The 22,944-nt window shown below is 59.9% G+C and carries 23 protein-coding genes; 21 read left to right on the top strand and 2 right to left on the bottom strand.

Annotation, left to right across the window (positions count from 1 at the left end; all coding sequences use genetic code 11):
• Positions 1–53: 53 nt before the first annotated feature.
• Positions 54–3,293, bottom strand: a complete 3,240-nt coding sequence (gene rne, locus J5M73_RS12020) for a ribonuclease E (protein WP_102863917.1) — start codon at positions 3,291–3,293, stop codon at positions 54–56.
• Positions 3,294–4,008: 715 nt separating this feature from the next.
• On the opposite strand from rne, the gene rluC reads away from it, so the two are divergent.
• The 3 genes from rluC to sppA are packed head-to-tail and all read left to right on the top strand — an operon-like array spanning position 4,009 to position 6,628.
• Entirely contained in the window at positions 4,009–4,965 is a 957-nt protein-coding gene (rluC, locus tag J5M73_RS12015) for a 23S rRNA pseudouridine(955/2504/2580) synthase RluC (RefSeq protein ID WP_102863916.1), read from the top strand.
• Positions 4,955–5,617 (top strand): HAD-IA family hydrolase, encoded by a 663-nt coding sequence (locus J5M73_RS12010; protein WP_102863915.1) that lies wholly within the window; start codon positions 4,955–4,957, stop codon positions 5,615–5,617. Before rluC ends, J5M73_RS12010 begins: the two co-directional genes overlap by 11 nt.
• A gap of 21 nt (positions 5,618–5,638) precedes the next feature.
• Positions 5,639–6,628 (top strand): signal peptide peptidase SppA, encoded by a 990-nt coding sequence (sppA, locus tag J5M73_RS12005; RefSeq protein ID WP_102863914.1) that lies wholly within the window; start codon positions 5,639–5,641, stop codon positions 6,626–6,628.
• A 49-nt stretch (positions 6,629–6,677) separates the two neighbouring features.
• Here sppA and J5M73_RS12000 read toward each other — a convergent pair whose 3' ends face one another.
• Positions 6,678–7,256: a nucleoside triphosphate pyrophosphatase gene (locus J5M73_RS12000; protein WP_102863913.1), complete on the bottom strand. Its 579-nt coding sequence runs from the start codon at positions 7,254–7,256 to the stop codon at positions 6,678–6,680.
• A gap of 105 nt (positions 7,257–7,361) precedes the next feature.
• On the opposite strand from J5M73_RS12000, the gene J5M73_RS11995 reads away from it, so the two are divergent.
• From J5M73_RS11995 to J5M73_RS11910, 18 genes are all read left to right on the top strand, one after another.
• The gene (locus J5M73_RS11995; protein WP_011060115.1) at positions 7,362–7,889 is read left to right on the top strand and encodes a YceD family protein; all 528 of its coding nucleotides are present in this window, start codon (positions 7,362–7,364) and stop codon (positions 7,887–7,889) included.
• 13 nt (positions 7,890–7,902) lie between these two features.
• Positions 7,903–8,085, top strand: a complete 183-nt coding sequence (rpmF, locus tag J5M73_RS11990; RefSeq protein WP_003179396.1) for a 50S ribosomal protein L32 — start codon at positions 7,903–7,905, stop codon at positions 8,083–8,085.
• Positions 8,086–8,088: 3 nt separating this feature from the next.
• Positions 8,089–9,099 carry a phosphate acyltransferase PlsX gene (plsX, locus tag J5M73_RS11985; RefSeq protein WP_102863912.1) on the top strand — a complete coding sequence of 337 codons (1,011 nt, stop codon included), beginning with the start codon at positions 8,089–8,091 and terminating at the stop codon, positions 9,097–9,099.
• 126 nt (positions 9,100–9,225) lie between these two features.
• Positions 9,226–10,164: an ACP S-malonyltransferase gene (fabD, locus tag J5M73_RS11980; RefSeq protein ID WP_102863911.1), complete on the top strand. Its 939-nt coding sequence runs from the start codon at positions 9,226–9,228 to the stop codon at positions 10,162–10,164.
• A gap of 16 nt (positions 10,165–10,180) precedes the next feature.
• Entirely contained in the window at positions 10,181–10,921 is a 741-nt protein-coding gene (gene fabG / locus J5M73_RS11975; protein ID WP_011060118.1) for a 3-oxoacyl-ACP reductase FabG, read from the top strand.
• A 196-nt stretch (positions 10,922–11,117) separates the two neighbouring features.
• Positions 11,118–11,354 carry an acyl carrier protein gene (acpP, locus tag J5M73_RS11970; protein ID WP_003175607.1) on the top strand — a complete coding sequence of 79 codons (237 nt, stop codon included), beginning with the start codon at positions 11,118–11,120 and terminating at the stop codon, positions 11,352–11,354.
• Positions 11,355–11,464: 110 nt separating this feature from the next.
• Positions 11,465–12,709: a beta-ketoacyl-ACP synthase II gene (fabF, locus tag J5M73_RS11965; protein WP_102863910.1), complete on the top strand. Its 1,245-nt coding sequence runs from the start codon at positions 11,465–11,467 to the stop codon at positions 12,707–12,709.
• Complete coding sequence (gene pabC, locus J5M73_RS11960) at positions 12,709–13,524, top strand: aminodeoxychorismate lyase (protein ID WP_102863909.1); 816 nt, start codon at positions 12,709–12,711, stop codon at positions 13,522–13,524. The genes fabF and pabC overlap by 1 nt, the downstream gene beginning before the upstream one ends.
• Positions 13,525–13,527: 3 nt before the next feature.
• A complete protein-coding gene (gene mltG, locus J5M73_RS11955; RefSeq protein ID WP_102863908.1) occupies positions 13,528–14,703 on the top strand; it encodes an endolytic transglycosylase MltG in 1,176 nt (391 codons plus the stop codon).
• Between the two features lie 19 nt (positions 14,704–14,722).
• On the top strand, positions 14,723–15,355 hold the full coding sequence (gene tmk / locus J5M73_RS11950; protein WP_102863907.1) for a dTMP kinase: 633 nt from the start codon (positions 14,723–14,725) through the stop codon (positions 15,353–15,355).
• Entirely contained in the window at positions 15,348–16,334 is a 987-nt protein-coding gene (locus tag J5M73_RS11945) for a DNA polymerase III subunit delta' (protein WP_102863906.1), read from the top strand. Before tmk ends, J5M73_RS11945 begins: the two co-directional genes overlap by 8 nt.
• A gap of 84 nt (positions 16,335–16,418) precedes the next feature.
• The gene (locus J5M73_RS11940) at positions 16,419–17,210 is read left to right on the top strand and encodes a TatD family hydrolase (protein ID WP_102863905.1); all 792 of its coding nucleotides are present in this window, start codon (positions 16,419–16,421) and stop codon (positions 17,208–17,210) included.
• A gap of 802 nt (positions 17,211–18,012) precedes the next feature.
• Positions 18,013–18,651 (top strand): TetR/AcrR family transcriptional regulator, encoded by a 639-nt coding sequence (locus J5M73_RS11935; RefSeq protein ID WP_011060125.1) that lies wholly within the window; start codon positions 18,013–18,015, stop codon positions 18,649–18,651.
• 138 nt (positions 18,652–18,789) lie between these two features.
• On the top strand, positions 18,790–19,758 hold the full coding sequence (locus tag J5M73_RS11930; RefSeq protein ID WP_102863904.1) for a radical SAM protein: 969 nt from the start codon (positions 18,790–18,792) through the stop codon (positions 19,756–19,758).
• 100 nt (positions 19,759–19,858) lie between these two features.
• Positions 19,859–20,461: a DUF4823 domain-containing protein gene (locus J5M73_RS11925; RefSeq protein WP_102863903.1), complete on the top strand. Its 603-nt coding sequence runs from the start codon at positions 19,859–19,861 to the stop codon at positions 20,459–20,461.
• Between the two features lie 18 nt (positions 20,462–20,479).
• Positions 20,480–21,043 (top strand): DUF1285 domain-containing protein, encoded by a 564-nt coding sequence (locus J5M73_RS11920; protein ID WP_102863902.1) that lies wholly within the window; start codon positions 20,480–20,482, stop codon positions 21,041–21,043.
• A 70-nt stretch (positions 21,044–21,113) separates the two neighbouring features.
• Positions 21,114–21,827: a GntR family transcriptional regulator gene (locus J5M73_RS11915; protein WP_102864106.1), complete on the top strand. Its 714-nt coding sequence runs from the start codon at positions 21,114–21,116 to the stop codon at positions 21,825–21,827.
• On the top strand, positions 21,824–22,822 hold the full coding sequence (locus J5M73_RS11910) for an ADP-ribosylglycohydrolase family protein (protein WP_102863901.1): 999 nt from the start codon (positions 21,824–21,826) through the stop codon (positions 22,820–22,822). Before J5M73_RS11915 ends, J5M73_RS11910 begins: the two co-directional genes overlap by 4 nt.
• Positions 22,823–22,944 lie beyond the last annotated feature (122 nt).

The raw sequence follows: 22,944 nt of genomic DNA, 5'->3' as shown, positions 1-22,944 counted from the left end.
ATGAAAAAGCCCCGCTCGGTTAACCGGGCGGGGCTTTTTCATTGCCGATGGAGTCAGACGAGAGGTTTAGGCTCGTGCTGTTTCTCCTCGGTGTGGGCTACGTGCTCAACGGCGTGCTCGACGTTGTGCGGAGCCTCTTCCACGGCTGGGGCAGCTTGCTCGACCGCAGGTTCGGCGACAGGCGCAGGTGCTGCTTCGGCTGCTTCGACAGGCGCTGGAGCGGCCTCGACGACCACTGGCGCTTCTACCGGAGCGGGTTCGGCAGCGACCACGGCTTCAACCGGGGCAGCTGCGGCAGCCAGTTCGGCTTCCTTCTGCAGACGCTCGGCTTCACGCTTGCGACGACGCACTTCGCGCGGATCGTTTGGTGCGCGACCGTTGCTGGTCAGGGCGCTGGCAGGAGCGGCCTCGATCACTGGAGCGGGTGCTTCGGCAACCACAGGGGCGGCAACCGGAGCAGGCTCTTCGGCCTGGGCTGGTTGCTGGGCGACCACTGGCTGTTCGACAGCTACAGGCTCAGTTGCAGGCACTGGAGTTTCCTGAGCCGGCTCGATGGCCTTTTCTTCAGTCACTGGCGCTGGGGCTACAGGTTCTGCCACAGGCTGCTGGGCAACCACTGGCTGTGCTTCCACAACCACGGCGGGTTCGGCAGCGACTTCAACCTGGGCGGGTTCTGCAACAACCGGAGCTGCTTCGGCTACTGGAGCAACTTCAACCGCTGGAGCTGCTGGAGCTTCCACTGCAGTGGTGGCTTCAACAACAGGCGCTTGCGGAGCCTTTTCTTCAACCGCGGCCGTAGCACGTTCGGCTTGCTGATGCGCTTCGGCTTCAGCGTTGGCGCTGATGGCGGTGCTGGCAACGGCAGCGGTAACCGCGAGGCCGGCAGCCAGGTCGGCGCTGCTCGGCTCTTCGCCGTTCTCTTCCGAGCCTTCGATCACATTGCCGTTGGCATCGCGCTGACGTTCACGACGATTGCTGCGACGACGCTGGCCGCGGGAGCGACGACGTGGACGTTCGCCTTCGGCGTTGTCCTGGCCTTCTTCCTGCAGTTGCTCTTCGTTCGGCAGCACTTCTTCTTCGCTGGCGGCAGCGGCTTGAGCCTGCTCGGCGCGTGGTTGGCGCTCTTCACGTGGTTGACGCGGCTGGCGCTCTTCACGTGGCTGGCGAGCTGGACGCTCTTCAGTCACAGCAGCGGCGGTAGCGGCGGCTGCAGCCGGAGCGGCATCCAGAGGTTCACGCAGTTCGCGAACACGTTCTTCACGCTCGCCACGTGGCTTGCGGTCCTCGCGAGGGGCGCGTGGTTGACGTTCTTCACGAGGTGCGCGTGGAGCGCGTTCTTCGCGGGCTACGCCTTGTACTTCTTCACGGGCTTCACGAACTTCCCGTGGCTGACGCTCTTCCCGTGGTGCGCGTTCTTCACGCGGAGCACGTTCTTCGCGCGGCTTGCGTTCTTCATCGCGGCGACCGTTACGGTTGCGGCTCTGTTGGCGGCCGTTGCGACGTTGTTCTTCGTTGCTGCGCGCAGGACGTTCGGTCACTGGCTTCTCGACCACAACTGGAGCCGCTGGCTCTTCCTTGGTGGCGAACAGGCTGACCAGAGACTTCACCAGGCCTTTGAACAGGCTCGGCTCGGCAACAACCGGAGCTGGAGCGGCAACCGGTGCAGGGGCTTCGGTTGGCACTGGTGCGTTGGCGCGGGCCGGAGCGGTCTTCACTGCGGCTTCCTGGCGAACCAGGGTACGGGTGGCGGCGGTTGGCTGAACTTCTTCGGCTTCGGCAGCGGCAGCGGCGATTTCGTAGCTGGACTGGTTGGTGTTGGCTTCCGGGCTGTCATCGCGCAGGCGCTGAACTTCGAAGTGCGGCGTTTCGAGGTGATCGTTCGGCAGGATGACGATGCGGGCACGGGTGCGCAGTTCGATCTTGGTGATCGAGTTGCGTTTTTCGTTGAGCAGGAAGGCGGCGACCGGAATCGGCACTTGGGCGCGAACTTCGGCGGTGCGGTCTTTCAGGGCTTCTTCTTCGATCAGGCGCAGGATCGCCAGGGACAGCGACTCGACGTCACGGATGATGCCGGTGCCGTTGCAGCGTGGGCAGACGATGCCGCTGCTTTCACCCAGGGATGGGCGCAGGCGCTGACGGGACATTTCCAGCAGGCCAAAGCGCGAGATGCGGCCGATCTGCACGCGGGCGCGGTCGGCTTCCAGGCATTCGCGGACTTTTTCTTCCACGGCGCGCTGGTTCTTGGCTGGGGTCATGTCGATGAAGTCGATGACGATCAGGCCGCCGATATCACGCAGGCGCAGTTGGCGAGCGATTTCTTCCGCTGCTTCCAGGTTGGTCTGCAGGGCGGTTTCTTCGATGTCGCTGCCTTTGGTGGCGCGGGCCGAGTTGATGTCGATGGACACCAGGGCTTCGGTCGGGTCGATGACGATGGAGCCGCCGGAAGGCAGTTCAACCACGCGCTGGAAGGCGGTCTCGATCTGGCTTTCGATCTGGAAACGGTTGAACAGCGGCACGCTGTCTTCGTACAGCTTGATCTTGCTGGCGTACTGCGGCATCACCTGGCGGATGAAGGTCAGGGCTTCGTCCTGGGCTTCAACGCTGTCGATCAGCACTTCGCCGATGTCCTGGCGCAGGTAGTCGCGGATCGCGCGGATGATCACGTTGCTTTCCTGGTAGATCAGGAATGGCGCGGAGCGATCCAGCGATGCTTCTTTGATGGCGGTCCAGAGTTGCAGCAGGTAGTCGAGGTCCCACTGCATCTCTTCGCTGCTGCGGCCCAGGCCGGCAGTGCGCACGATCAGGCCCATGTCGGCAGGAGCTACCAGGCCGTTCAGCGCTTCACGCAGTTCGTTGCGCTCTTCGCCTTCGATGCGGCGGGAGATGCCGCCGGCACGTGGGTTGTTCGGCATCAGTACCAGGTAACGGCCCGCCAGGCTGATGAAGGTGGTCAGGGCGGCGCCCTTGTTGCCACGCTCTTCTTTTTCGACCTGGACGATGACTTCCTGGCCTTCGCTCAGGACGTCCTTGATGTTGACGCGGCCTTCGGGGGCTTTCTTGAAGTATTCGCGGGAGATTTCTTTGAGGGGCAGGAAGCCGTGGCGCTCAGAGCCGAAATCGACAAAGGCAGCCTCAAGGCTTGGTTCGATACGAGTGATGCGGCCTTTATAGATGTTGGCCTTTTTCTGCTCGCGTGCACCGGACTCGATGTCCAGATCGTAGAGGCGCTGGCCGTCTACCAGGGCAACACGCAACTCTTCGGGTTGAGTTGCGTTAATCAGCATTCTTTTCATGTAGTACCGTCGGTTTCCGGGCTGCCGGAAACGGCGTTCGGCACACACGACTTCTCACGGTCGGTGTCAGGTGCGTCAGGAGTGGTTGACCACTCGAGTGTCTAGCGAGGTTCGTCCGAATAACTAAGAACGAAGTCGCGACTCACGCGTCCTGCTTGCTGTGGTGACTAAGGCACCGCTTAAGCAAAAGTCTGTCAGGAGGAGGAATCAACCGGCGACTGTGGACGAGATGAAGCGTCTTGAATAAAGCCTAATGCTACACAGTCCGACGGTTGTGCATCTCCACCCTACACGTATCCCTGATAATTCGGGTGCTGCCGCGCGCAGAATCCGCAGCGGGTTGGCATTTACCGTGAACTCCGAAAGGGGAGGTCACGCATCATGGCTAAAGGCGTTGTTTCCGTAACCTTCGCTCGGGGTTGTCTGTCGCCGACTGCACTTTGTGAACTGGCCGTTAATCGCTGCGTAAAAGGCGAGTGATAACTCTGCTTTCTACGGGTTTCAGGCCTCATGTCACCTGCGCTTGTTACAACGTCAGACTCTTCCGGTATGTAGCGAGAGCTGCGTAGGACGGCCTTGCGTCCTTATGAATTGCGTTGGTCAGGGCCGGCTAGTTGCCGCTGTTCCGCTGTCCAGCCGCTTTTGGCGGCGTTCGCGACTATAGCAGCAATCATTAAGTGCTTCAAATCCATAAAAAATTGTTATCATTCGCGCCATGACGACTACTGCCCCCTCGACCCCAGGCGTTCAAATGCTTGAGGTCTCGCCGGAATATGCCGGCCAACGAATTGATAACTTCCTTCTCGCTCGGCTCAAAGGCGTGCCCAAGACCTTGATTTATCGCATTTTGCGCAAAGGCGAAGTGCGGGTGAACAAGGGGCGGATCAAGCCCGAATACAAGCTGCAGGCGGGTGATGTGGTGCGCGTGCCGCCGGTGCGCGTGCCTGAGCGCGACGAGCCGGTGCCGCTGGCGCAAGGTTTGCTGCAGCGTCTTGAGGCGTCGATCGTCTTCGAAGACAAGGCCCTGATTGTGATCAACAAGCCTGCAGGCATTGCTGTGCATGGCGGAAGCGGCCTGAATTTCGGGGTAATCGAAGCCTTTCGTCAGTTGCGCCCGGATGCCAAGGAGCTGGAGCTGGTGCATCGCCTCGATCGCGATACTTCTGGCCTGTTGATGATCGCGAAGAAGCGCAGCATGTTGCGCCACCTGCATGCCGCTTTGCGCGGTGATGGTGTGGATAAGCGTTATATGGCGCTGGTTCGTGGTCACTGGGCTACTGCGCTGAAGCAGGTGCGGGCGCCGTTGCTCAAGAGCAATCTGCGCTCAGGCGAGCGCATGGTGGAGGTGAACGAGGAGGGCAAGGAGGCCTTGACGGTGTTCAAGGTGCTGCGCCGCTTCGGTGAGTTCGCCACTATGGTCGAGGCCAAGCCGGTCACCGGGCGTACGCATCAGATTCGTGTGCACACCCTGCACGCCGGGCACTGCATCGCTGGCGACAGCAAATACGGCGACGATGATTTCACTCGTGAGATTCGCGAGTTGGGCGGCAAGCGCCTCTTTCTCCATGCCTATATGTTGACGGTGCCGCTGCCGGATGGTGGTGAGCTGAAGTTGCAGGCCCCAGTGGACGACATGTGGGCCAAAACCGTGGAGCGCTTGAGTGCACCCTGATTACCAACTGCTGATCTTCGATTGGGACGGCACTCTGGCTGACTCCATTGGTCGGATTGTTGAGTCGATGCACGTATCTGCCGATCGATCCGGTTTTCCTCGGCGTGATGATTTTGCCGTCAAGGGCATCATTGGGCTTGGGTTGCCGGAGGCGATTCGTACCTTGTATCCGGAAATCGACGACGGCCAGTTGGTCGCCTTTCGTCAGCATTACGCGGAACACTACATCGCGCTTGAGGCTGAGCCTTCACCGTTGTTTGCTGGAGTGGTGTCGTCTCTTGAGGCTTTTCGGGCTGAGGGTTATCGGTTGGCGGTCGCTACGGGCAAGGCGCGCCGGGGCTTGGATCGGGTGCTGAAGTCTCATGGCTGGGAAGAGTATTTCGATATCACCCGGGCTGCCGATGAGACTGCCAGCAAGCCCCATCCCTTGATGCTGGAGGAGATTCTTGCTCATTGCGGTGTTGGGCCTCGGCAGGCATTGATGGTCGGGGATTCGTCCTTTGATCTGTTGATGGCGCGTAATGCTGGCATGGATTCGGTGGCCGTTAGCTACGGTGCTCAGTCCATTGAGGCCTTGCAGGTGTTTGAGCCGCGCCTGTCCATCGATCGTTTTCCTGAGTTGCACGCCTGGCTCAGTCAGGGTGTCGATTAAGTTTTCGTTGGGGTAGCAAGCATGTCTGATGAATGGAAGGCGCCAAGCAAGGCCGGCGCTGAAGGTGGTGACGATAAAAGCTGGCAGTTGTTGGAAAAGACCCTCCTGGCCAGTGTTCAGGAGCAGCGTCGTTCGCGGCGTTGGGGGATTTTCTTCAAGCTACTGACCTTTGTGTACCTGTTTGTCGCGCTGGCGTTGTTTACTCCGTTGATGACCATGGAGAAGAGCGCTGCTCGTGGTGGTAGCTACACCGCAGTGATCGATGTCACGGGGGTGATTGCCGACAAGGAGTCTGCAAGCGCGGACAATATCGTCGGTAGCTTGCGCACGGCCTTTGATGATCCCAAGGTCAAGGGCATTGTTTTGCGTATCAACAGTCCTGGCGGCAGTCCGGTGCAGTCTGGCTATGTTTATGACGAGATTCGCCGTTTACGGGCTCTGCACAAGGACACCAAGGTGTATGCGGTGATTTCTGATCTCGGTGCTTCTGGCGCTTATTACATTGCCAGTGCTGCTGATCAGATCTATGCCGACAAGGCGAGTCTGGTGGGCTCCATTGGGGTTACGGCTGCCGGTTACGGTTTTGTCGGTGCCATGGAGAAGCTGGGGGTCGAGCGCCGTACCTATACCTCTGGCGAGCACAAGTCGTTCCTTGATCCGTTTCAGCCGCAAAAGCCTGAAGAGACCCAGTTCTGGCAAGGTGTGCTGGATACAACTCATCGTCAGTTCATCGCCAGCGTCAAGCAGGGGCGTGGCGAGCGTCTCAAGGACAAGGAGCATCCTGAGCTGTTCTCCGGGCTGGTCTGGTCTGGTGAGCAGGCACTGCAGTTGGGCTTGATTGACGGCCTGGGCAGCACCAGTTCGGTGGCGCGGGATGTGATCGGCGAGAAGGAAGTGGTGGATTTTACTGTTCAGGAGTCGCCTTTCGATCGTTTCTCGAAGAAGCTGGGCGCCAGCGTGGCTGAGCAGATCGCCATGTGGATGGGCTTTCAGGGGCCAACCTTGCGTTGACTTCGGGGGGGTAAAAAGCCGGCCGCAGTGCCGGCTTTTTAGTGTCTGCTCAGGGCACTTCCACGCCTTCGGCCAGTAGCATGTCCACCAGGCGGATCAGTGGCAGTCCTATGAGGCTGGTGGCATCGCTGCCGACGGTGCTCTGGAACAGGCTGACACCCAGGCCTTCGGCCTTGAAGCTGCCAGCGCAGTCGAAGGGCTGCTCTGCGTGCAGGTAGCGTTCGATGCGGGCGCTGTCGAGGTGGCGCATGTTGACCGTAAAGGGGATGCAGTCCACCTGGCATTGGCCGCTCTTGCTGTTGAGCAGGGCTAGGCCGGTGAGGAAGGTCACGCTCGCGCCGCTGGCGTCCAGCAACTGCTGGCGGGCCTTGTCGAAGGTGTGAGGCTTGCCGATGATGCGCTCTCCCAGTATCGCCACCTGATCTGAGCCGATGATCAGGTGTGCCGGGTGGGTGGTTGCCAGGGCGCGGGCTTTTTCCTCGGCCAGGCGCTTCACCAGCTCTATGGCGTGCTCGCCGGGGCGGTGGCTTTCGTCAATGTCAGGAGAGCTGCAAGTGAAGGGGAGTTGCAGGCGAGAGAGCAATTCTCGGCGGTACACCGAGCTCGAAGCTAGTAATAAAGGCAGCATGCGCATCTCCTGGGGTGGGGCGGGAATTCTAGCGGGGCTCGCAAGTGACGGACAGGGCTGAATTTCCTTTGACATGGCCGGGGGCATCCCTATAATGCTGCGCCTATGTTGAATGACCCGATTCCACCTCACGTTGACCCGCGCAAATTGGCTGACCGTGGCACCACCCTTCAAGGTGAACTGCTGCTGGCCGATTTGGAGAGACTCTGCGACCCGCTTTCCGACAATGTCGGTACGGTGCAGGCTAAATTCGTTTTCGAGCGTGACGAGCGTAAGGCTGTAGTTATCCACAGCTCCATCGACGTCGAAGTCAAAATGGTTTGCCAGCGTTGTCTTGAGCTGGTCACCCTGCCGATCCACAGCGAGTGCAGTTACGCCGTGGTGAAGGAGGGTGCGAATACCCAGTCGTTGCCGAAAGGTTATGACGTGCTGGAACTGGGCGAAGATCCTTTGGATCTGCAGGCGTTGGTCGAGGAAGAGCTTTTGCTTGCCTTGCCTATCGTGCCTGCTCATCATCCGGAAGAATGCCAGCAGCCGGCGGGGCTCGATGAGCCCGAACCGAGCGAGGACGAGGTAACGCGGTCCAACCCGTTCAGTGTATTGGCGCAGTTAAAGCGTGACCCAAACGTTTAGGAGTTAATCAATTATGGCTGTTCAGCAGAACAAAAAATCCCGCTCTGCCCGTGACATGCGTCGCTCCCACGATGCTCTCGAGGCTAGCACCCTGTCCGTAGAAAAGACCACCGGTGAAGTTCACCTGCGTCACCACGTATCGCCAGAAGGCGTATACCGTGGTCGTAAAGTGATCGACAAGGGCGCTGACGAGTAATCCTTGTCCGCTCAAGTCATCGCGATTGACGCAATGGGCGGGGACTTCGGTCCCCGCAGCATTGTTCAGGCCAGTATTGCTTGCCTGTCTGCTACCCCCTCGCTGCACCTGACCCTGGTCGGTCAACCCTCCCTACTTGAAGAGCTGCTCTCCGGTCATTCGGCCGTGGATCGCGCACGCCTGACGATTACTCCGGCAAGCGAAGTGATTGCCATGGACGAGAAGCCTGCCCAGGCATTGCGTGGCAAGCCTGATTCGTCGATGCGGGTGGCGCTCGAGTTGTTGCGGGATGAAAAGGTCCAGGCTTGTGTCAGTGCAGGTAATACCGGGGCGCTGATGGCTCTGTCGCGTTACGTGCTCAAGACCCTGCCCGGCATCGATCGTCCGGCGATGGTGGCTGCCATTCCCACTCAGCGCGGCTATTGCCAGTTGCTGGACCTGGGGGCCAACGTCGATTGCAGTGCCGAGCACCTGTTGCAGTTCGCAATCATGGGGTCGGTTGCGGCACAAAGCCTGGGCATCGTGCGGCCAAGAGTGGCCTTGCTGAATATCGGTACCGAAGACATCAAGGGTAATCAGCAGGTCAAGCTGGCGGCGAGTCTGCTTCAGCAGGCGCGAGGGCTGAACTACATAGGCTTCGTTGAAGGTGACGGGTTGTATCGCGGCGAGGCGGATGTGGTGGTGTGCGACGGTTTTGTCGGCAACATCCTGCTCAAGTCCAGCGAGGGGCTGGCCACCATGATTGCTGCTCGTATCGAGGCATTGTTCAGGCGCAATCTGCTATCCCGCGCCGTAGGTGTGCTGGCCTTGCCGCTGATGCGGCGATTACAGGCGGACCTGGCGCCGGCTCGGCACAATGGTGCGAGCTTTCTCGGGTTGCAGGGAATAGTGGTGAAAAGCCACGGTTCTGCGGGCGTTCAGGGGTTTCAGAGTGCAATTCAGCGTGCATTGATCGAAATCCAGGAAGACCTGCCGCGACGCCTGCATGGGCGCCTTGAAGATCTGTTGCTTTAGGCGTTTATCCTGTGGAGTGCTTAAATGTGACCGCTCAGTTCAATTGGCCATCCAACTGTCAGTTTCTTGCGTCCACCGCGGTGTGACGTCAATTCTCCGACGACAAGATCATTAGGGGCTTGTTACATGTCTGCATCCCTCGCATTCGTCTTTCCAGGACAGGGCTCGCAGTCCCTCGGCATGTTGGCCGAGTTGGGCGCGCAGTACCCACTGATCCTCGATACCTTCAAGGAAGCCTCCGATGCTCTGGGCTACGACCTCTGGGCTCTGACCCAGCAAGGTCCCGAAGAGCTGCTCAATCAAACCGACAAGACTCAACCGGCCATCCTCACCGCCTCCATCGCCCTATGGCGTGTCTGGTTGGCTGAGGGTGGTGCGCGTCCGGCCTTCGTCGCGGGTCACAGTCTGGGTGAATACAGCGCTCTGGTGGCCGCTGGCAGTCTGACTCTGGCCGAAGCGGTCAAGCTGGTCGAGCGTCGTGGTCAGCTGATGCAGGAAGCCGTGCCGGCAGGTCAAGGCGGCATGGCGGCCATTCTTGGTCTGGACGACGCCGATGTCGTGGCGGCCTGTGCAGAAGCTGCGCAAGGTGAAGTGGTTAGTGCGGTGAACTACAACTCCCCGGGCCAGGTGGTGATCGCTGGTGCCAAGGCGGCGGTGGACCGTGCTATCGAGGGTTGCAAGGCGCGCGGAGCCAAGCGCGCCATGCCATTGCCGGTCAGCGTGCCGTCCCATTGCGAGCTGATGCGCCCTGCGGCTGAGCGTTTCGCTGAATCGATTGCTGCGATCAACTGGCAGGCACCGCAGATTCCGCTGGTACAGAATGTCAGCGCCGCCGTGGCGGCCGACCTAGATACTCTCAAGCGCGACTTGCTGGAACAGCTGTACAAGCCTGTGCGCTGGGTCGAGTCGGTGCAGACCCTGGCGAACCAGGGCGCCACCCAGCTGGTGGAATGCGGTCCGGGCAAGGTCCTGGCCGGTCTCAACAAGCGCTGCGCCGAAGGCGTGTCGACCTCTAACCTGAATACCCCAGATGCTTTCGCTGCCGCTCGTGCAGCGTTGGCCTGAACTAGGAGAAGCTTGCATGAGTCTGCAAGGTAAAGTTGCACTGGTGACCGGCGCCAGCCGTGGGATCGGCCAGGCCATCGCGCTTGAGCTGGGGCGTATGGGCGCCACCGTGGTGGGTACTGCCACTTCCGCATCGGGAGCCGAGCGCATCGCCGCTACCCTCAAGGAAAACGGCATTCAAGGCACCGGCCTTGAGCTCAATGTCACCAGCGACGAGTCCGTGGCTGCGGTTCTGGCCAGCATCACCGAGCAGTTCGGTGCGCCGGCGATCCTGGTGAACAACGCCGGTATCACTCGCGACAACCTGATGATGCGCATGAAAGATGACGAGTGGTACGACGTGGTCGATACCAACTTGAATAGTCTGTATCGCCTGTCCAAGGGTGTTTTGCGTGGCATGACCAAGGCTCGTTGGGGTCGAATTATCAGTATTGGCTCTGTTGTGGGTGCCATGGGCAACGCAGGCCAAGTAAACTACGCCGCCGCCAAAGCCGGTCTGGAAGGTTTCAGCCGTGCCCTGGCGCGTGAAGTAGGTTCGCGGTCGATCACTGTGAACTCGGTTGCTCCCGGTTTTATCGATACCGATATGACCCGCGAGTTGCCGGAAGCACAACGTGAAGCCCTGCTGACGCAAATTCCGCTGGGTCGTCTGGGTCAGGCTCAAGAGATCGCGCAAGTGGTCGCTTTTCTGGCATCCGACGGTGCGGCATACGTTACTGGGGCTACAATCCCGGTCAACGGCGGGATGTATATGTGAGTCAAATGTGACGGATTGCTTCAAAAAAATGTCATACGAGCTGTCTAAAATCCGTTATAAAGCTGCAATCAATTTATAGGCAGATGGCCAAAGGGTTTGAGGGATGAAGCTTTCAGTTGAAAAGCTGAAAAGCCTTTCTATACACTTACCCACTGGCCAGCTGCCTGAATTTGTCCATTAGGAGTGAAAACAAGGTATGAGCACCATCGAAGAGCGCGTCAAGAAAATCGTTGCTGAGCAACTGGGCGTTAAAGAAGAAGAAGTTGTGAACACCGCTTCCTTCGTTGAAGACCTGGGTGCCGACTCCCTTGACACCGTTGAGCTGGTGATGGCTCTGGAAGAGGAATTCGAGACCGAAATCCCTGACGAAGAAGCTGAAAAGATCACTACCGTTCAAGCAGCTATCGACTACGTTACCAGCCACCAGGCTTAATCGTTTGTAGTCGTCTTTTGCTGTCATGGAAAAACCGCACTGCCGTTACGGCGTGCGGTTTTTTCTTTAGGCCTGATACAAAGTGTCGTCATTAGAAAAAGGAGAGTGCTGTGTCGCGTAGACGCGTCGTAGTCACCGGTATGGGTATGTTGTCGCCACTGGGTACGGATGTACCGAGTAGCTGGCAGGGCATTCTGGCTGGCCAAAGTGGCATTGGTCTGATCGAACACACCGACCTTTCTGCCTATTCCACCCGTTTTGGCGGCTCGGTAAAGGGCTTCAATGTCGAGGAGTACCTGTCGGCCAAAGAGGCCCGCAAACTCGACCTGTTCATTCAATACGGTCTGGCGGCCGGGTTTCAGGCGGTGCGTAACGCCGGCCTGGAAGTCACCGATGCCAACCGCGAGCGCATCGGTGTGGCCATGGGGTCGGGTATTGGCGGTTTGACCAATATCGAAGAAACCAGCCGCATCCTGCACGATTCCGGCCCACGGCGGATTTCTCCGTTCTTCGTGCCCGGTTCGATCATCAATATGATTTCCGGCTTCCTGTCCATCCATCTGGGTGCCCAGGGGCCGAACTATGCCATTTCTACTGCCTGTACCACTGGTACCCACTGCATCGGCATGGCCGCGCGCAACATTGCCTACGGCGAAGCCGACGTGATGATTGCCGGTGGCGCCGAAATGGCCGCCTGTGGCCTGGGTATGGGGGGCTTCGGTGCGTCCCGTGCGCTGTCGACTCGCAATGACGAGCCGACCCGTGCCAGCCGTCCGTGGGACAAGGGGCGTGATGGCTTCGTGCTGGCCGACGGTGCGGGTGCCCTAGTTCTTGAGGAACTGGAGCACGCCAAGGCTCGTGGCGCCACCATCTACGCTGAGCTGATCGGCTTCGGCATGAGCGGTGATGCCTATCACATGACGTCGCCACCCGCCGATGGCGCCGGTGCCGCTCGCTGCATCGCCAACGCCTTGCGTGACGCCAAGCTCAATGTCGATCAAGTGCAGTACATCAACGCCCATGGTACTTCGACTCCGGCCGGTGACCTGGCGGAAGCCGAAGCGATCAAGAGCGTGTTCGGCGACCATGCCTACAAGCTCGCGGTCAGTTCCACCAAGTCCATGACCGGTCACCTGCTGGGTGCTGCCGGGGCGATCGAGGCGATCTTCAGCGTACTGGCAATCAACAGTCAGGCCGCGCCGCCCACCATCAACCTGGATGAACCGGATGAGGGTTGCGATCTCGATTTCGTGCCGCACACTGCGCGCAGCATGGACATCGATGTGGTGCTGTCCAACTCCTTCGGCTTTGGTGGCACCAATGGCTCCCTGGTGTTCCGCCGGTTCTCCGAGTAATGCATAGCTGGGTCGACGGTCGGCCAGCTGACGCGCTGTCGCTCAGGGACCGCGGCCTGGCCTATGGCGATGGTCTGTTCGAGACCATCGCTGTCCGAGCCGGGCAACCGCAACTGCTGGAGCGGCACTTGCAGCGTCTGGCCGAAGGCTGCCGACGTCTGGCGCTGAGCGCGGATCAGGCGCTGATTCGCGACGAAGTGCTGGCCTATGCGGCGGCCCTGGGGGAGGGCGTGCTCAAGCTGATCCTGACCCGGGGCGACAGCCTGCGAGGATATGCCGCCGATCCTGCAGGTGCTGCGCGGCGGATTCTCCAGGGCGGGGCCTTGCCGGCTTATCCGGCGGCTCATGCCGATCAGGGGGTTGTGCTGTTCCCTTGCGTCACGCGTTTATCCGAGCAGCCGCTGTTGGCCGGCCTCAAGCATCTCAATCGCCTTGAACAGGTTCTGGCTCGCGCTGAATGGCGCGATCCCGAGCACGCCGAAGGCTTGATGCTCGACGGTGCCGGACGGGTGATCGAAGGTGTATTCAGCAATCTGTTTCTGGTCAGTCAAGGGCGTCTGCTGACGGCTGATCTGAGTCGCTGTGGTGTGGCTGGAGTGATGCGCGCTGAAATTTTGTTTCAGGCCGAGTCACAAGGCATCCCCTTTGAAGTGACGGATATCAGCCTTGATCAACTGCAACAGGCGGACGAGGTCTTCGTCTGCAACAGTGTCTACGGCATTTGGCCAGTGCTTGGCTGCGCCGGGATGAGCTGGTCGGCGGGTGCGCTCACCCGTAAACTGCAGGGCATTACCCGCGCACTACTGGATGCTTGATTCGTGAGACGTAAATTACTGCTCCTGCTGGAAACCGGACTGGTCCTGGCAGGTCTGCTGCTGGGCGCGAGTGCCTGGAAACTGCACTCGGCCCTGGAACAACCGCTGAACCTGAGTCAGGAGCAACTGCTCGATGTTCCCGCCGGTTCCACGCCCACCGGAACCTTCAATCGTCTGCAGGCTGATGGCGTGATCCAGGACGCGTTCTGGCTGCGCCTTTACTGGCGCTTCAACTTGCCGGGGCAGCCTTTGCACAGCGGCGAGTACCGCATGACACCGGGCATGACTGCCGAAGGCCTGATCGGTCTCTGGCAGCGAGGCGAGGTGGTGCAGTACAGCCTGACCCTGGTGGAGGGCTGGACCTTCCGTCAGGTGCGCAGTGCCCTGGCCAAGAGCGACAAATTGCAACAGACCCTGACCGGTCTCAGCGACAGCCAGGTGATGGAGAAGCTCGGACACGGCGGCGTGTTCCCCGAGGGGCGTTTCTTCCCCGATACCTATCGTTTTGTGCGCGGCATGACCGATGCCGAGCTTCTGGAAAAAGCCTATGACCGCCTGGACGATGTACTGGCCAAGGAGTGGAGCAGGCGGGCTGATGATGCGCCTTACAGTGATCCCTATCAGGCGCTGATCATGGCGTCGCTGGTGGAAAAGGAAACCGGCGTGCCCCATGAGCGTGGACAGATCGCCGGGGTCTTTGTACGGCGCATGCAGATCGGCATGCTGCTGCAGACCGATCCTACCGTGATCTATGGTCTAGGTGAGCGCTACAACGGCAAGCTGACCCGGGCACATCTCAAGGAAGCCACGCCCTATAACACCTATGTGATTGCCGGGTTGCCACCCACGCCGATTGCCATGGTCGGGCGCGAGGCGATTCATGCCGCTCTCAATCCGGTGCCGGGCAAGAGCCTGTATTTTGTTGCCCGAGGTGACGGCAGCCATGTGTTCTCCGATGATCTGGATGCCCATAACAGCGCCGTGCGCGAGTTCCAGCTCAAGCGTCGCGCCGACTATCGTTCCAGCCCGGCGCCAGTAACTGCTCCGGCCGCTCCCGAAGCCGAGAGTTCGGCGCCGGCAGTTGCGCCTCAGGCGGTGCCGGACAGCTCGCCACCAGCGTCACCTGCGCCGGCTGCGGCTCCGGTGGAGCCCGAACCCGCGCCGAAACGCCCGCAATGACTTTGATTAAGGACTGCCTGTGACTGGCTTGTTTATTACCCTGGAAGGCCCGGAAGGTGCCGGCAAAAGCACCAACCGCGAGTACCTCGCCGAGCGTTTGCGCGCTGCAGGCATCGAAGTGTTGTTGACCCGCGAGCCTGGTGGCACGCCCCTGGCTGAACGGATTCGCGAAGTGTTGCTGACTCCGGGGGAGGAGGTCATGAGCGCCGATACCGAGCTGCTGTTGGTGTTCGCGGCCCGCGCCCAGCACTTGGCCTCGGTAATTCGCCCGGCACTGGCCCGGGGCGCGGTAGTGTTGTGCGACCGCTTCACCGACTCGACCTACGCCTATCAGGGGGCCGGTCGTGGCCTGAGCCTTGCGCGCATCGCTGCCCTTGAGGATTTCGTCCAGGGCCAGCTGCGCCCGGACCTGACCCTGGTGTTTGACCTGCCAGTGGACGTTGGCCTGGCCCGGGCCAGTGCCCGTGGCCGGCTGGATCGCTTCGAGCAGGAAGGCCAGGCGTTTTTCCAGAAGGTGCGTGAGGCTTACCTGAAGCGTGCTGAAGCTGCTCCGCAGCGTTATTTCCTGGTGGATGCGGCGCAGCCACTGGCGCAGGTCCAGCAGTCCCTGGATGCCTTGCTGCCACAATTGCTGGAGCGCGCCCGTGGCTGAGGTCTTTCCCTGGCAGGACGGCCTCTGGCAACAGTTGGCGGGGCGCGCGCAGCATGCTCACGCCTACCTGCTGCACGGCCCGGCGGGAATTGGCAAGCGGGCCCTGGCTGAGCGCCTGATGGCGCGCCTGTTGTGCCAGCGCCCCGACGGGCTGGATGCCTGCGGTCAGTGCAAGTCTTGTCTGTTGTTGCAGGCGGGTAGTCATCCAGACAATTACGTGCTGGAACCCGAAGAGGCGGACAAGGCGATCAAGGTCGACCAGGTTCGCGAGCTGGTGAGTTTCGTGGTCCAGACTGCGCAGCTGGGCGGACGCAAGGTGGTGCTGATCGAGCCTGTGGAGTCGATGAACATCAACGCCTCCAACGCCCTGTTGAAAAGCCTTGAGGAGCCTTCAGGCGACACCGTGCTGTTGCTGGTGAGCCATCAGCCCAGCCGGCTGTTGCCGACCATCAAGAGCCGTTGTGTGCAGCAGGCGTGCCCATTGCCCAGCGCGGCAATGAGTCAGCAGTGGCTGTCCCAGGCCTTGCCTGAATGCACCGAGGAGGAGCGGTTGGAGCTGCTGACCCTCGCGGCGGGATCGCCGCTGGCTGCCGTCGGCTTGCAGGCCCAAGGGGTGCGTGAGCAGCGGGCGTTGGTGGTAGAGGGGGTGAAGAAGTTGCTCAAGCAGCAACAGTCGCCAACCCAGTTGGCCGAGGCCTGGAATGCCGTCCCCTTGTTGCTGCTGTTCGATTGGTTCTGTGACTGGTCGAACCTGATCCTGCGCTACCAACTGACCCAGGACGAAGACGGACTGGGGTTGCAGGACATGCGCAAGGTGCTGCAGTACCTGGCGCAAAAGTCCGGCCAGGACAAGGTGCTGGCGATCCAGGACTGGATCCTGGCCCAGCGGCAAAAGGTTCTGAGCAAGGCCAACCTCAATCGCGTGTTGCTGCTGGAAGCGCTGTTGGTGCAATGGTCGGCGTTGCCTACCCAGCGCTGACAGGCAGCGCCTAGAATCAAGCCTGTATCCGGCCGGACTGTGCAGTCCGGCCCTTTCATTTATCGGATGTAGTTGCAGTCTCTTATGCTCGTAGATTCCCATTGCCACCTTGATCGTCTCGACCTTGCCGCCCACGACGGCTCACTGGATGCCGCGCTCGATGCCGCCCGTCAGCGCGGTGTCGGGCATTTTCTGTGCATTGGCGTCAGTGCCGACAACGCGGCGGACGTCAAAGCGCTGGCCGAGCGTTATGACGACGTCGATTGTTCGGTGGGGGTGCATCCGCTGGATGTGCAGCCGGGGGCGGCTCCGGCGCTGGACTGGTTGCTGGATGAATTGAACCATCCGCGAGTGGTGGCTATCGGCGAAACCGGCCTGGACTATCACTACGAGCCGGAAGCGGCCGAGTTGCAGCAGGAGTCCTTCCGTTTGCACCTGCAGGCCGCGCAGCAGACTGGCAAGCCGGTGGTCGTGCATACCCGCGGTGCCCGGGCCGATACGCTGGAGCTGTTGCGTGAAGCTGCATTGCCCAATGCCGGCGTGTTGCATTGCTTCACCGAGGACTGGGACATGGCCAAGGCGGCTCTGGACCTGGGGTTCTATATTTCTCTGTCGGGCATTGTCACCTTCCGCAATGCCGACGCTTTGCGCGATGTGGCGCGGCAGGTGCCTGCCGATCGCTTGCTGGTGGAAACCGATTCACCTTATCTGGCGCCTATCCCCTATCGCGGCAAGCCCAACCTGCCGCAGTACGTACGTGAAGTGGCGGAGTTCCTGGCGATGTTGCGGGGCGAAGCCTATGACGCCTTTGCCGAACAGACCACAGCCAACTTCAAACGTCTGTTTCCCCTGGCGCGAGTCAAGGGCGAGGCCTGAGTCGCCGGTGTGTGGAAGAGCAAATTTCAGGCAAAAAAAACCCGGGTTCTGGGGGGTGAATCCGGGTTAAGACCATTAGGAGTAAAACTAAGGCACGCGGTCCTTCGGTACCTTGATCGGCGTTTCACTTGGGGGAGATGTCCCGCCGACAGTTCAAGTATTGATCACTATTGCATTCAGTCCAGTTGCTCCTGTTCGTTTTTTAAACAAATTTGGAATACGAGCGCTTCGGTTGAGTTCTCATTTGCGGTGTTTTGAGGCTTATTTCGTTGAAAATCCAAAAAAATCAGTCTGTTTGCGCAAAATTTGCACGAATTTGACGGTTTTCACCCTTCGGTAAACACACAAGCTGTTGCAGTTTTGTTTCCCGAGAAGCCTGATCCCCATCAATGGTATCGATACATTCAGACCTTTCACCTGTCCTGGATGGAGCTTTCAAGGCTTATCGGTAACATTTCCTGATGATGATAAAGGCAACACTTCTGCGAAGCAGTGAAGCAATTACGACTCATTGCGGTATTTTCGTCGAGTGTGGGGCTGAGGTCGGTATCGAGACCCGATTACAGAAAAATCGAGACTTTACGGTCTGATACGAGGCTTTACAGCTGTCGATGTTTTCTATTTGAACCGCTTGCCGGCCCCGTATTCACTGGATTTTCCGGACGCTTGCGACTCATCTGTGTCTTTTCGTCTCGAGGGCTTTTACGTCAGAAACAGTGGCAACGACGGATGATCCGTGCATTTTGGCGCAAGTTAGGCATAATACGCGGCTTCGATTTTGACCCCGAACAGACCTTTTCTTATGCAAAAAGAACCTCGTAAGGTCCGTGAGTTTCGTCGCCGTGAGCAAGAAATTCTCGATACCGCGCTCAAGCTGTTCCTCGAACAAGGTGAAGACAGTGTCACCGTCGAGATGATTGCGGATGCCGTGGGTATCGGCAAAGGGACCATCTACAAGCATTTCAAGTCCAAGGCGGAGATCTACCTGCGCCTGATGCTCGACTATGAGCGGGATCTGAACGAGTTGCTGCACTCTGCCGATGTCGACAAGGACAAGGAGGCTCTGTCTCGGGCCTACTTCGAGTTCCGCATGCGCGATCCGCAGCGCTACCGGTTGTTCGACCGCCTGGAAGAGAAGGTGGTCAAGGGCAATCAGGTGCCGGAGATGGTCGAGGAACTGCACAAGATCCGTGCTTCCAACTTCGAGCGCCTGACCCTGCTGATCAAGGGGCGAATCAGCGAAGGCAAGCTGGAAGACGTGCCGCCTTACTTCCACTACTGCGCTTCCTGGGCGCTGGTGCACGGTGCCGTGGCGCTCTATCACTCGCCATTCTGGAGCAATGTGCTCGAGGATCAGGAAGGTTTCTTCCAGTTCCTGATGGACATCGGCGTGCGCATGGGCAACAAGCGCAAGCGCGACCCCGACACTTCCAACAGCTGAGGCATTCGCCCGTTGTATTGCGCCATCGGGTAACTGTATGGCGCGGTGTCCGAGGAATATACTCAGGCATGGGACTTGCTAAAACCTGATTTTTGAGTCAGGTTTTGCCGGTTCTCCCTTCTTACGCCGGAGTCATCCATGATCGTTGATCGTCAAGGCAGGCGCTTTCGCAACTTGCGGATCAGCCTGACGTCTGCCTGCAACTACGCCTGTACCTACTGCGTGCCCAACGGCAAGCGGCTGGTGGCTGCCCAGGATGAGTTGTCGGCCCAGGCGATGGCCCGGGGCGTGGCGTATCTGATCGAAGCAGCCGGCATCGAGCGTTTGCGCATCACCGGCGGTGAGCCCCTGGTCAGCCCCAAGCTGGAAGTTTTCATGACGGCGGTGGGGCGGATGGATCTGGAGGACATCAGTCTGACCACCAACGGTCAGTTGCTGGCGCGCAAGCTGCCATTGTTGCTGGAAGCAGGGATCCGTCGAATCAACGTTTCTCTCGACACTCTGGATGCCAAGGCCTTTCGCAGCATCGCCCGCGGCGGGGATCTGGCCACTGTGCTCGATGGCATGCAGCAAGCCCGTGCGGCGGGGTTGAAGATCAAGGTCAACATGGTGCCGTTGCGCGGACAGAACCTGGACCAGGTCATGCCGTTGCTCGATTACTGTCTGCAGCAGGGCTATGAATTGCGTTTCATCGAGTTGATGCGCATGGGCCACCTGGCCAGTGACGGCAATGCTTTCCTGCAGCAGTTTGTCAGCCTGCAGCAGTTGCTGGACCTGATCGGCCAGCGCTACGACTACCTGCAGGCCGACGCGCCACTGGATGCCACGGCCGTACGCTACGAGATTCCCGGGCTTGGCCATTTCGGAGTGATTGCCAACGAGAGTGTGCCGTTCTGCCGGACTTGCTCGCGCCTGCGACTGTCTTCCACTGGCTGGTTGCACGGCTGCCTGTCTTCGAGCAATCGTCACTATGTTGGCGATCTGCTGGACAAGCCGCGCCATCAAGCTTTGCCGGCCCTGCAGCGCCTGTTGGTCAAGGCCTTGGGAGACAAGCAGGATGTGGCCTTCTCCGGCGGAGCCACGGTGATGAAGATCATCGGTGGCTGATGCTGATTTTCCGTGAGTTTCCTTCAATCGCGTAGCTGGCGCGGAAGCTGCATCCCGTGGCCATTCGCCGGTTTTCCGTCACCGGATTTTGGAGGGTAGGATGCGTAGCCTGGTTTTGCTGCTGGCCTTTTTGGCACTTGGCGGCTGCATGAATGTCAGTGATATGGGCGAAGGGGTGCGTTATCACCTGAGTGACGCCGGGGTGCTCGATCACAGTGATACCCGCCGTACCAGCTCATTCCGCATTCAGCCGGATTCGTTCATTTTCATCGCCCAGGGGCCTTTCGCTCCTCCAGGCAGCGCGTACCCGCGGCCCAACGTGGTGGCGGAGGAAGCCTTCAACGGCTTTATCGAATATTTCCCCATGGTGCGTCGCGCCCGAGCAGCCGAAGGCCTCAACGAAGCCATGGCCGAAGCCCGGGAGCTAGGAGCGCACTATCTGCTTTACGCCCGTTTTGCCAAGGCGGATGACCGCATCGGCAACTCCGATGAGTGGCTGGATCAGGAAGCCGTGGACCGCCTGGGGGTCGATACCAGTACCATCCAGATCATGCTGATCGAAACCAGTACCCAGTATCTGATCGATTCGGCACGTATTCGCAGTCGTGGCGGTTTACTGACGTTCCACGACAACAAGCCCCAGGATCTGCTCGGCCCACCCTTGCAGCAATACGCGCGCGGTTTGCTGGGCTTGAGTGACTGATTGATTGAGGAGAGCGGTATGAGTGGTCCAGGCAAGGCCAACGACCTGTTGGCGCAGATTCCCAAGGCTGAGAAGGGCCTGCCGCCGGTCCACTTGTGGAACCCCGATTTCTGCGGCGATATCGACATGCGGATCGCTCGTGACGGTACCTGGTATTACCTGGGCACACCCATCGGCCGCAAGCCCATGGTCAAGCTGTTCTCCACGATCATCCGCCGTGATGGCGACCAGTACTTTCTCATCACTCCGGTTGAGAAAGTGGGGATCAAGGTTGATGACGCACCTTTCGTTGCCGTGACCCTGGAGGTCGAAGGGCAGGGCGAAAACCAGGTGTTGCGCTTCACTACCCAGGTCGATGAACAGGTGGTTGCCGGCGCTGAACATCCCCTGCGCGTGGTGATCGATCCTCAGACCCAGGAGCCTGCGCCCTATATCCTGGTTCGACACAATCTTGAGGCGCTGATCCATCGCAACGTCTTCTACCAACTGGTGGAACTGGCTCAGACGCGCACCCTTGAAGGCCAGAACTGGCTGGGAGTGTGGAGCGGCGGAACGTTTTTCCCCATAGGTCTTGAGCCTTAGACGGACGTTTCAAGCCGGTGTAAAAAGATATTTCTTGCTCTTGATCCGATCTTTCATGTATCAACCGGACATGATCAAACATGTCCGATTCGATAAGAAAACAAGAGTGGTCGACGAGCTGATCCGGCGCATTGAAAGCGGTCTCATGGAAGACGGCTTCCAGCTTCCGGGGGAGCATCAGTTGGCCGAAGAGTTCGGTGTCAGTCGCGGCACCTTGCGTGAGGCCCTGGCTGAGCTCAAGCGTCGCAACTACATCGCCACACAGAGTGGCGTCGGCTCCATTGTCACCTTCGATGGCGTGGCCCTGGACCAGCATCACGGTTGGGCCCAGGCGCTGGCCGACAGTGGAGCGCTGGTCAATACCGAGGTGTTGCGCCTGGAGGCGATCTGCCGTCCCGAGCTCAAGCACCGCCTGGGCACTGACCAATTCATTGCCCTGGACCGCCGTCGCCGCAGCACCGAGGGGCGGGTGCTGTCTCTTGAACGCTCCCTGATCCCTGCATCCGGCGAGCTTGAAGGCCTGCCGCGGGTTGGCCTGATCGATGATTCCCTGACCATTACCCTGGCCGCCTACGGCTATATCGGCGAGCGTGGCGATCAGTGGATCGGCGCCGAACCCTTGAATGCCGAAGACGCCGAGCTGCTGGGCCGTGCTCCCGGAGAAGTGTTCCTCAAGGCCCTGCGCACTACCTATGACCGCCAGGGACGCTTCATGGAACAGGTGGAGAGCCTGTTGGACCCGCAGCATTTTCGCCTGCACCTGCAATTTGGAGAGTCAGGGTGAGCCAGCTCCGGCGAGCGCTTGGCGCTTTTTATGGATTGGCCTTGGGCGACGCCTTGGGCATGCCGACCCAGTCCCTGAGTCGTGAACAGATCCAGCAACGCTTCGGCGCTATCGGTACCCTGGAAGATGCCGGCCCGGACCAGCCGATCGCGGCGAACATGCCTGCCGGCTCCATTACCGACGACACTGAACAGGCGATCCTGGTGGGCCGCCTGCTGGTCCAGGGCCAAGGCCGTATCGCTCCGACCGCGCTGGCCAGCAGCCTGATTGAATGGGAGGCCGCGATGCAGGCCAAAGGCTCCCAGGACCTGCTTGGGCCTTCCACCAAGCACGCGATTGAACTGATCCTCGCCGGTCACTCGGTGGAAGAGGCTGGCCGCTACGGCACCACCAATGGCGCCGCGATGCGTATCACGCCAGTGGGCATCGCCAGCGATGTTGCCCACCCCGATCGTTTCATCCAGGCGGTGGTCCAGGCCTGCCAGGTCACCCACAACACCAGCCTGGGCATTGCCAGTGCGGCAGCGGTGGCGGCAGTCGTGTCCGCCGGTGTCAATGGCGCTTGCCTGGCGGACGCTTTGCCCCTTGGGAGGCAGGTTGCCTGGCAGGCACAGGCGCAAGGTTACTGGGTCGCCGGTGCCAGTATTGCTGCGCGCCTGGAGTGGGCCGCCACTCTGAGCGTGGATGGCGACAAGCAGGGGTTTGCCCGGATGCTCTATGAGCTGGTGGGGACCTCGGTGGCATCCCAAGAGTCGGTGGTAACGAGCTTTGCCCTGGCCTGGCAAGTGGCGCTTGGTCATCTGGAAGCCTTCGAGGCCTTGTGCATGGCTGCCAGCCTGGGGGGCGATACCGACACAATCGCCGCGATTCTCGGGGCCATGCTCGGCGCCTGCCTTGGGCTGGAGGCGTGGCCCAGGGATTTGATCGACCGGGTGCAGCAAGTCAATGAACTGGATTTGCAGCCGCTGGTACAAGAGCTGCTGGCTCTGCGCTGAGCCAGCTTGCTCTGAAAACACCCATGGCTATGGAAAGCTAAAAAACACGGCCAGGAATGCCGGGATGTTCAGCGACTTCCGAAATTGCCAATAACCACAACGATGGCAACAGGAGCCTTATT

Source organism: Pseudomonas sp. 50_B (genome assembly GCF_017491625.1).
Lineage (GTDB): Bacteria > Pseudomonadota > Gammaproteobacteria > Pseudomonadales > Pseudomonadaceae > Aquipseudomonas > Aquipseudomonas danubii.
The sequence above is the reverse complement of the archived record's forward strand: the minus strand, read 5'-3'. Positions and strand labels throughout refer to the sequence as shown.

Bases quoted from the DNA above. Each gene is read 5' to 3' on its own strand.
- rne (WP_102863917.1), bottom strand. From the start codon at position 3,293: ATGAAAAGAATGCTGATTAACGCAACTCAACCCGAAGAGTTGCGTGTT.
- rluC (WP_102863916.1), top strand. From the start codon at position 4,009: ATGACGACTACTGCCCCCTCGACCCCAGGCGTTCAAATGCTTGAGGTC.
- sppA (WP_102863914.1), top strand. From the start codon at position 5,639: ATGTCTGATGAATGGAAGGCGCCAAGCAAGGCCGGCGCTGAAGGTGGT.
- J5M73_RS12000 (WP_102863913.1), bottom strand. From the start codon at position 7,256: ATGCTGCCTTTATTACTAGCTTCGAGCTCGGTGTACCGCCGAGAATTG.
- J5M73_RS11995 (WP_011060115.1), top strand. From the start codon at position 7,362: ATGTTGAATGACCCGATTCCACCTCACGTTGACCCGCGCAAATTGGCT.
- rpmF (WP_003179396.1), top strand. From the start codon at position 7,903: ATGGCTGTTCAGCAGAACAAAAAATCCCGCTCTGCCCGTGACATGCGT.
- fabD (WP_102863911.1), top strand. From the start codon at position 9,226: ATGTCTGCATCCCTCGCATTCGTCTTTCCAGGACAGGGCTCGCAGTCC.
- fabG (WP_011060118.1), top strand. From the start codon at position 10,181: ATGAGTCTGCAAGGTAAAGTTGCACTGGTGACCGGCGCCAGCCGTGGG.
- acpP (WP_003175607.1), top strand. From the start codon at position 11,118: ATGAGCACCATCGAAGAGCGCGTCAAGAAAATCGTTGCTGAGCAACTG.
- pabC (WP_102863909.1), top strand. From the start codon at position 12,709: ATGCATAGCTGGGTCGACGGTCGGCCAGCTGACGCGCTGTCGCTCAGG.
- J5M73_RS11940 (WP_102863905.1), top strand. From the start codon at position 16,419: ATGCTCGTAGATTCCCATTGCCACCTTGATCGTCTCGACCTTGCCGCC.
- J5M73_RS11935 (WP_011060125.1), top strand. From the start codon at position 18,013: ATGCAAAAAGAACCTCGTAAGGTCCGTGAGTTTCGTCGCCGTGAGCAA.
- J5M73_RS11930 (WP_102863904.1), top strand. From the start codon at position 18,790: ATGATCGTTGATCGTCAAGGCAGGCGCTTTCGCAACTTGCGGATCAGC.
- J5M73_RS11925 (WP_102863903.1), top strand. From the start codon at position 19,859: ATGCGTAGCCTGGTTTTGCTGCTGGCCTTTTTGGCACTTGGCGGCTGC.
- J5M73_RS11920 (WP_102863902.1), top strand. From the start codon at position 20,480: ATGAGTGGTCCAGGCAAGGCCAACGACCTGTTGGCGCAGATTCCCAAG.
- J5M73_RS11915 (WP_102864106.1), top strand. From the start codon at position 21,114: ATGATCAAACATGTCCGATTCGATAAGAAAACAAGAGTGGTCGACGAG.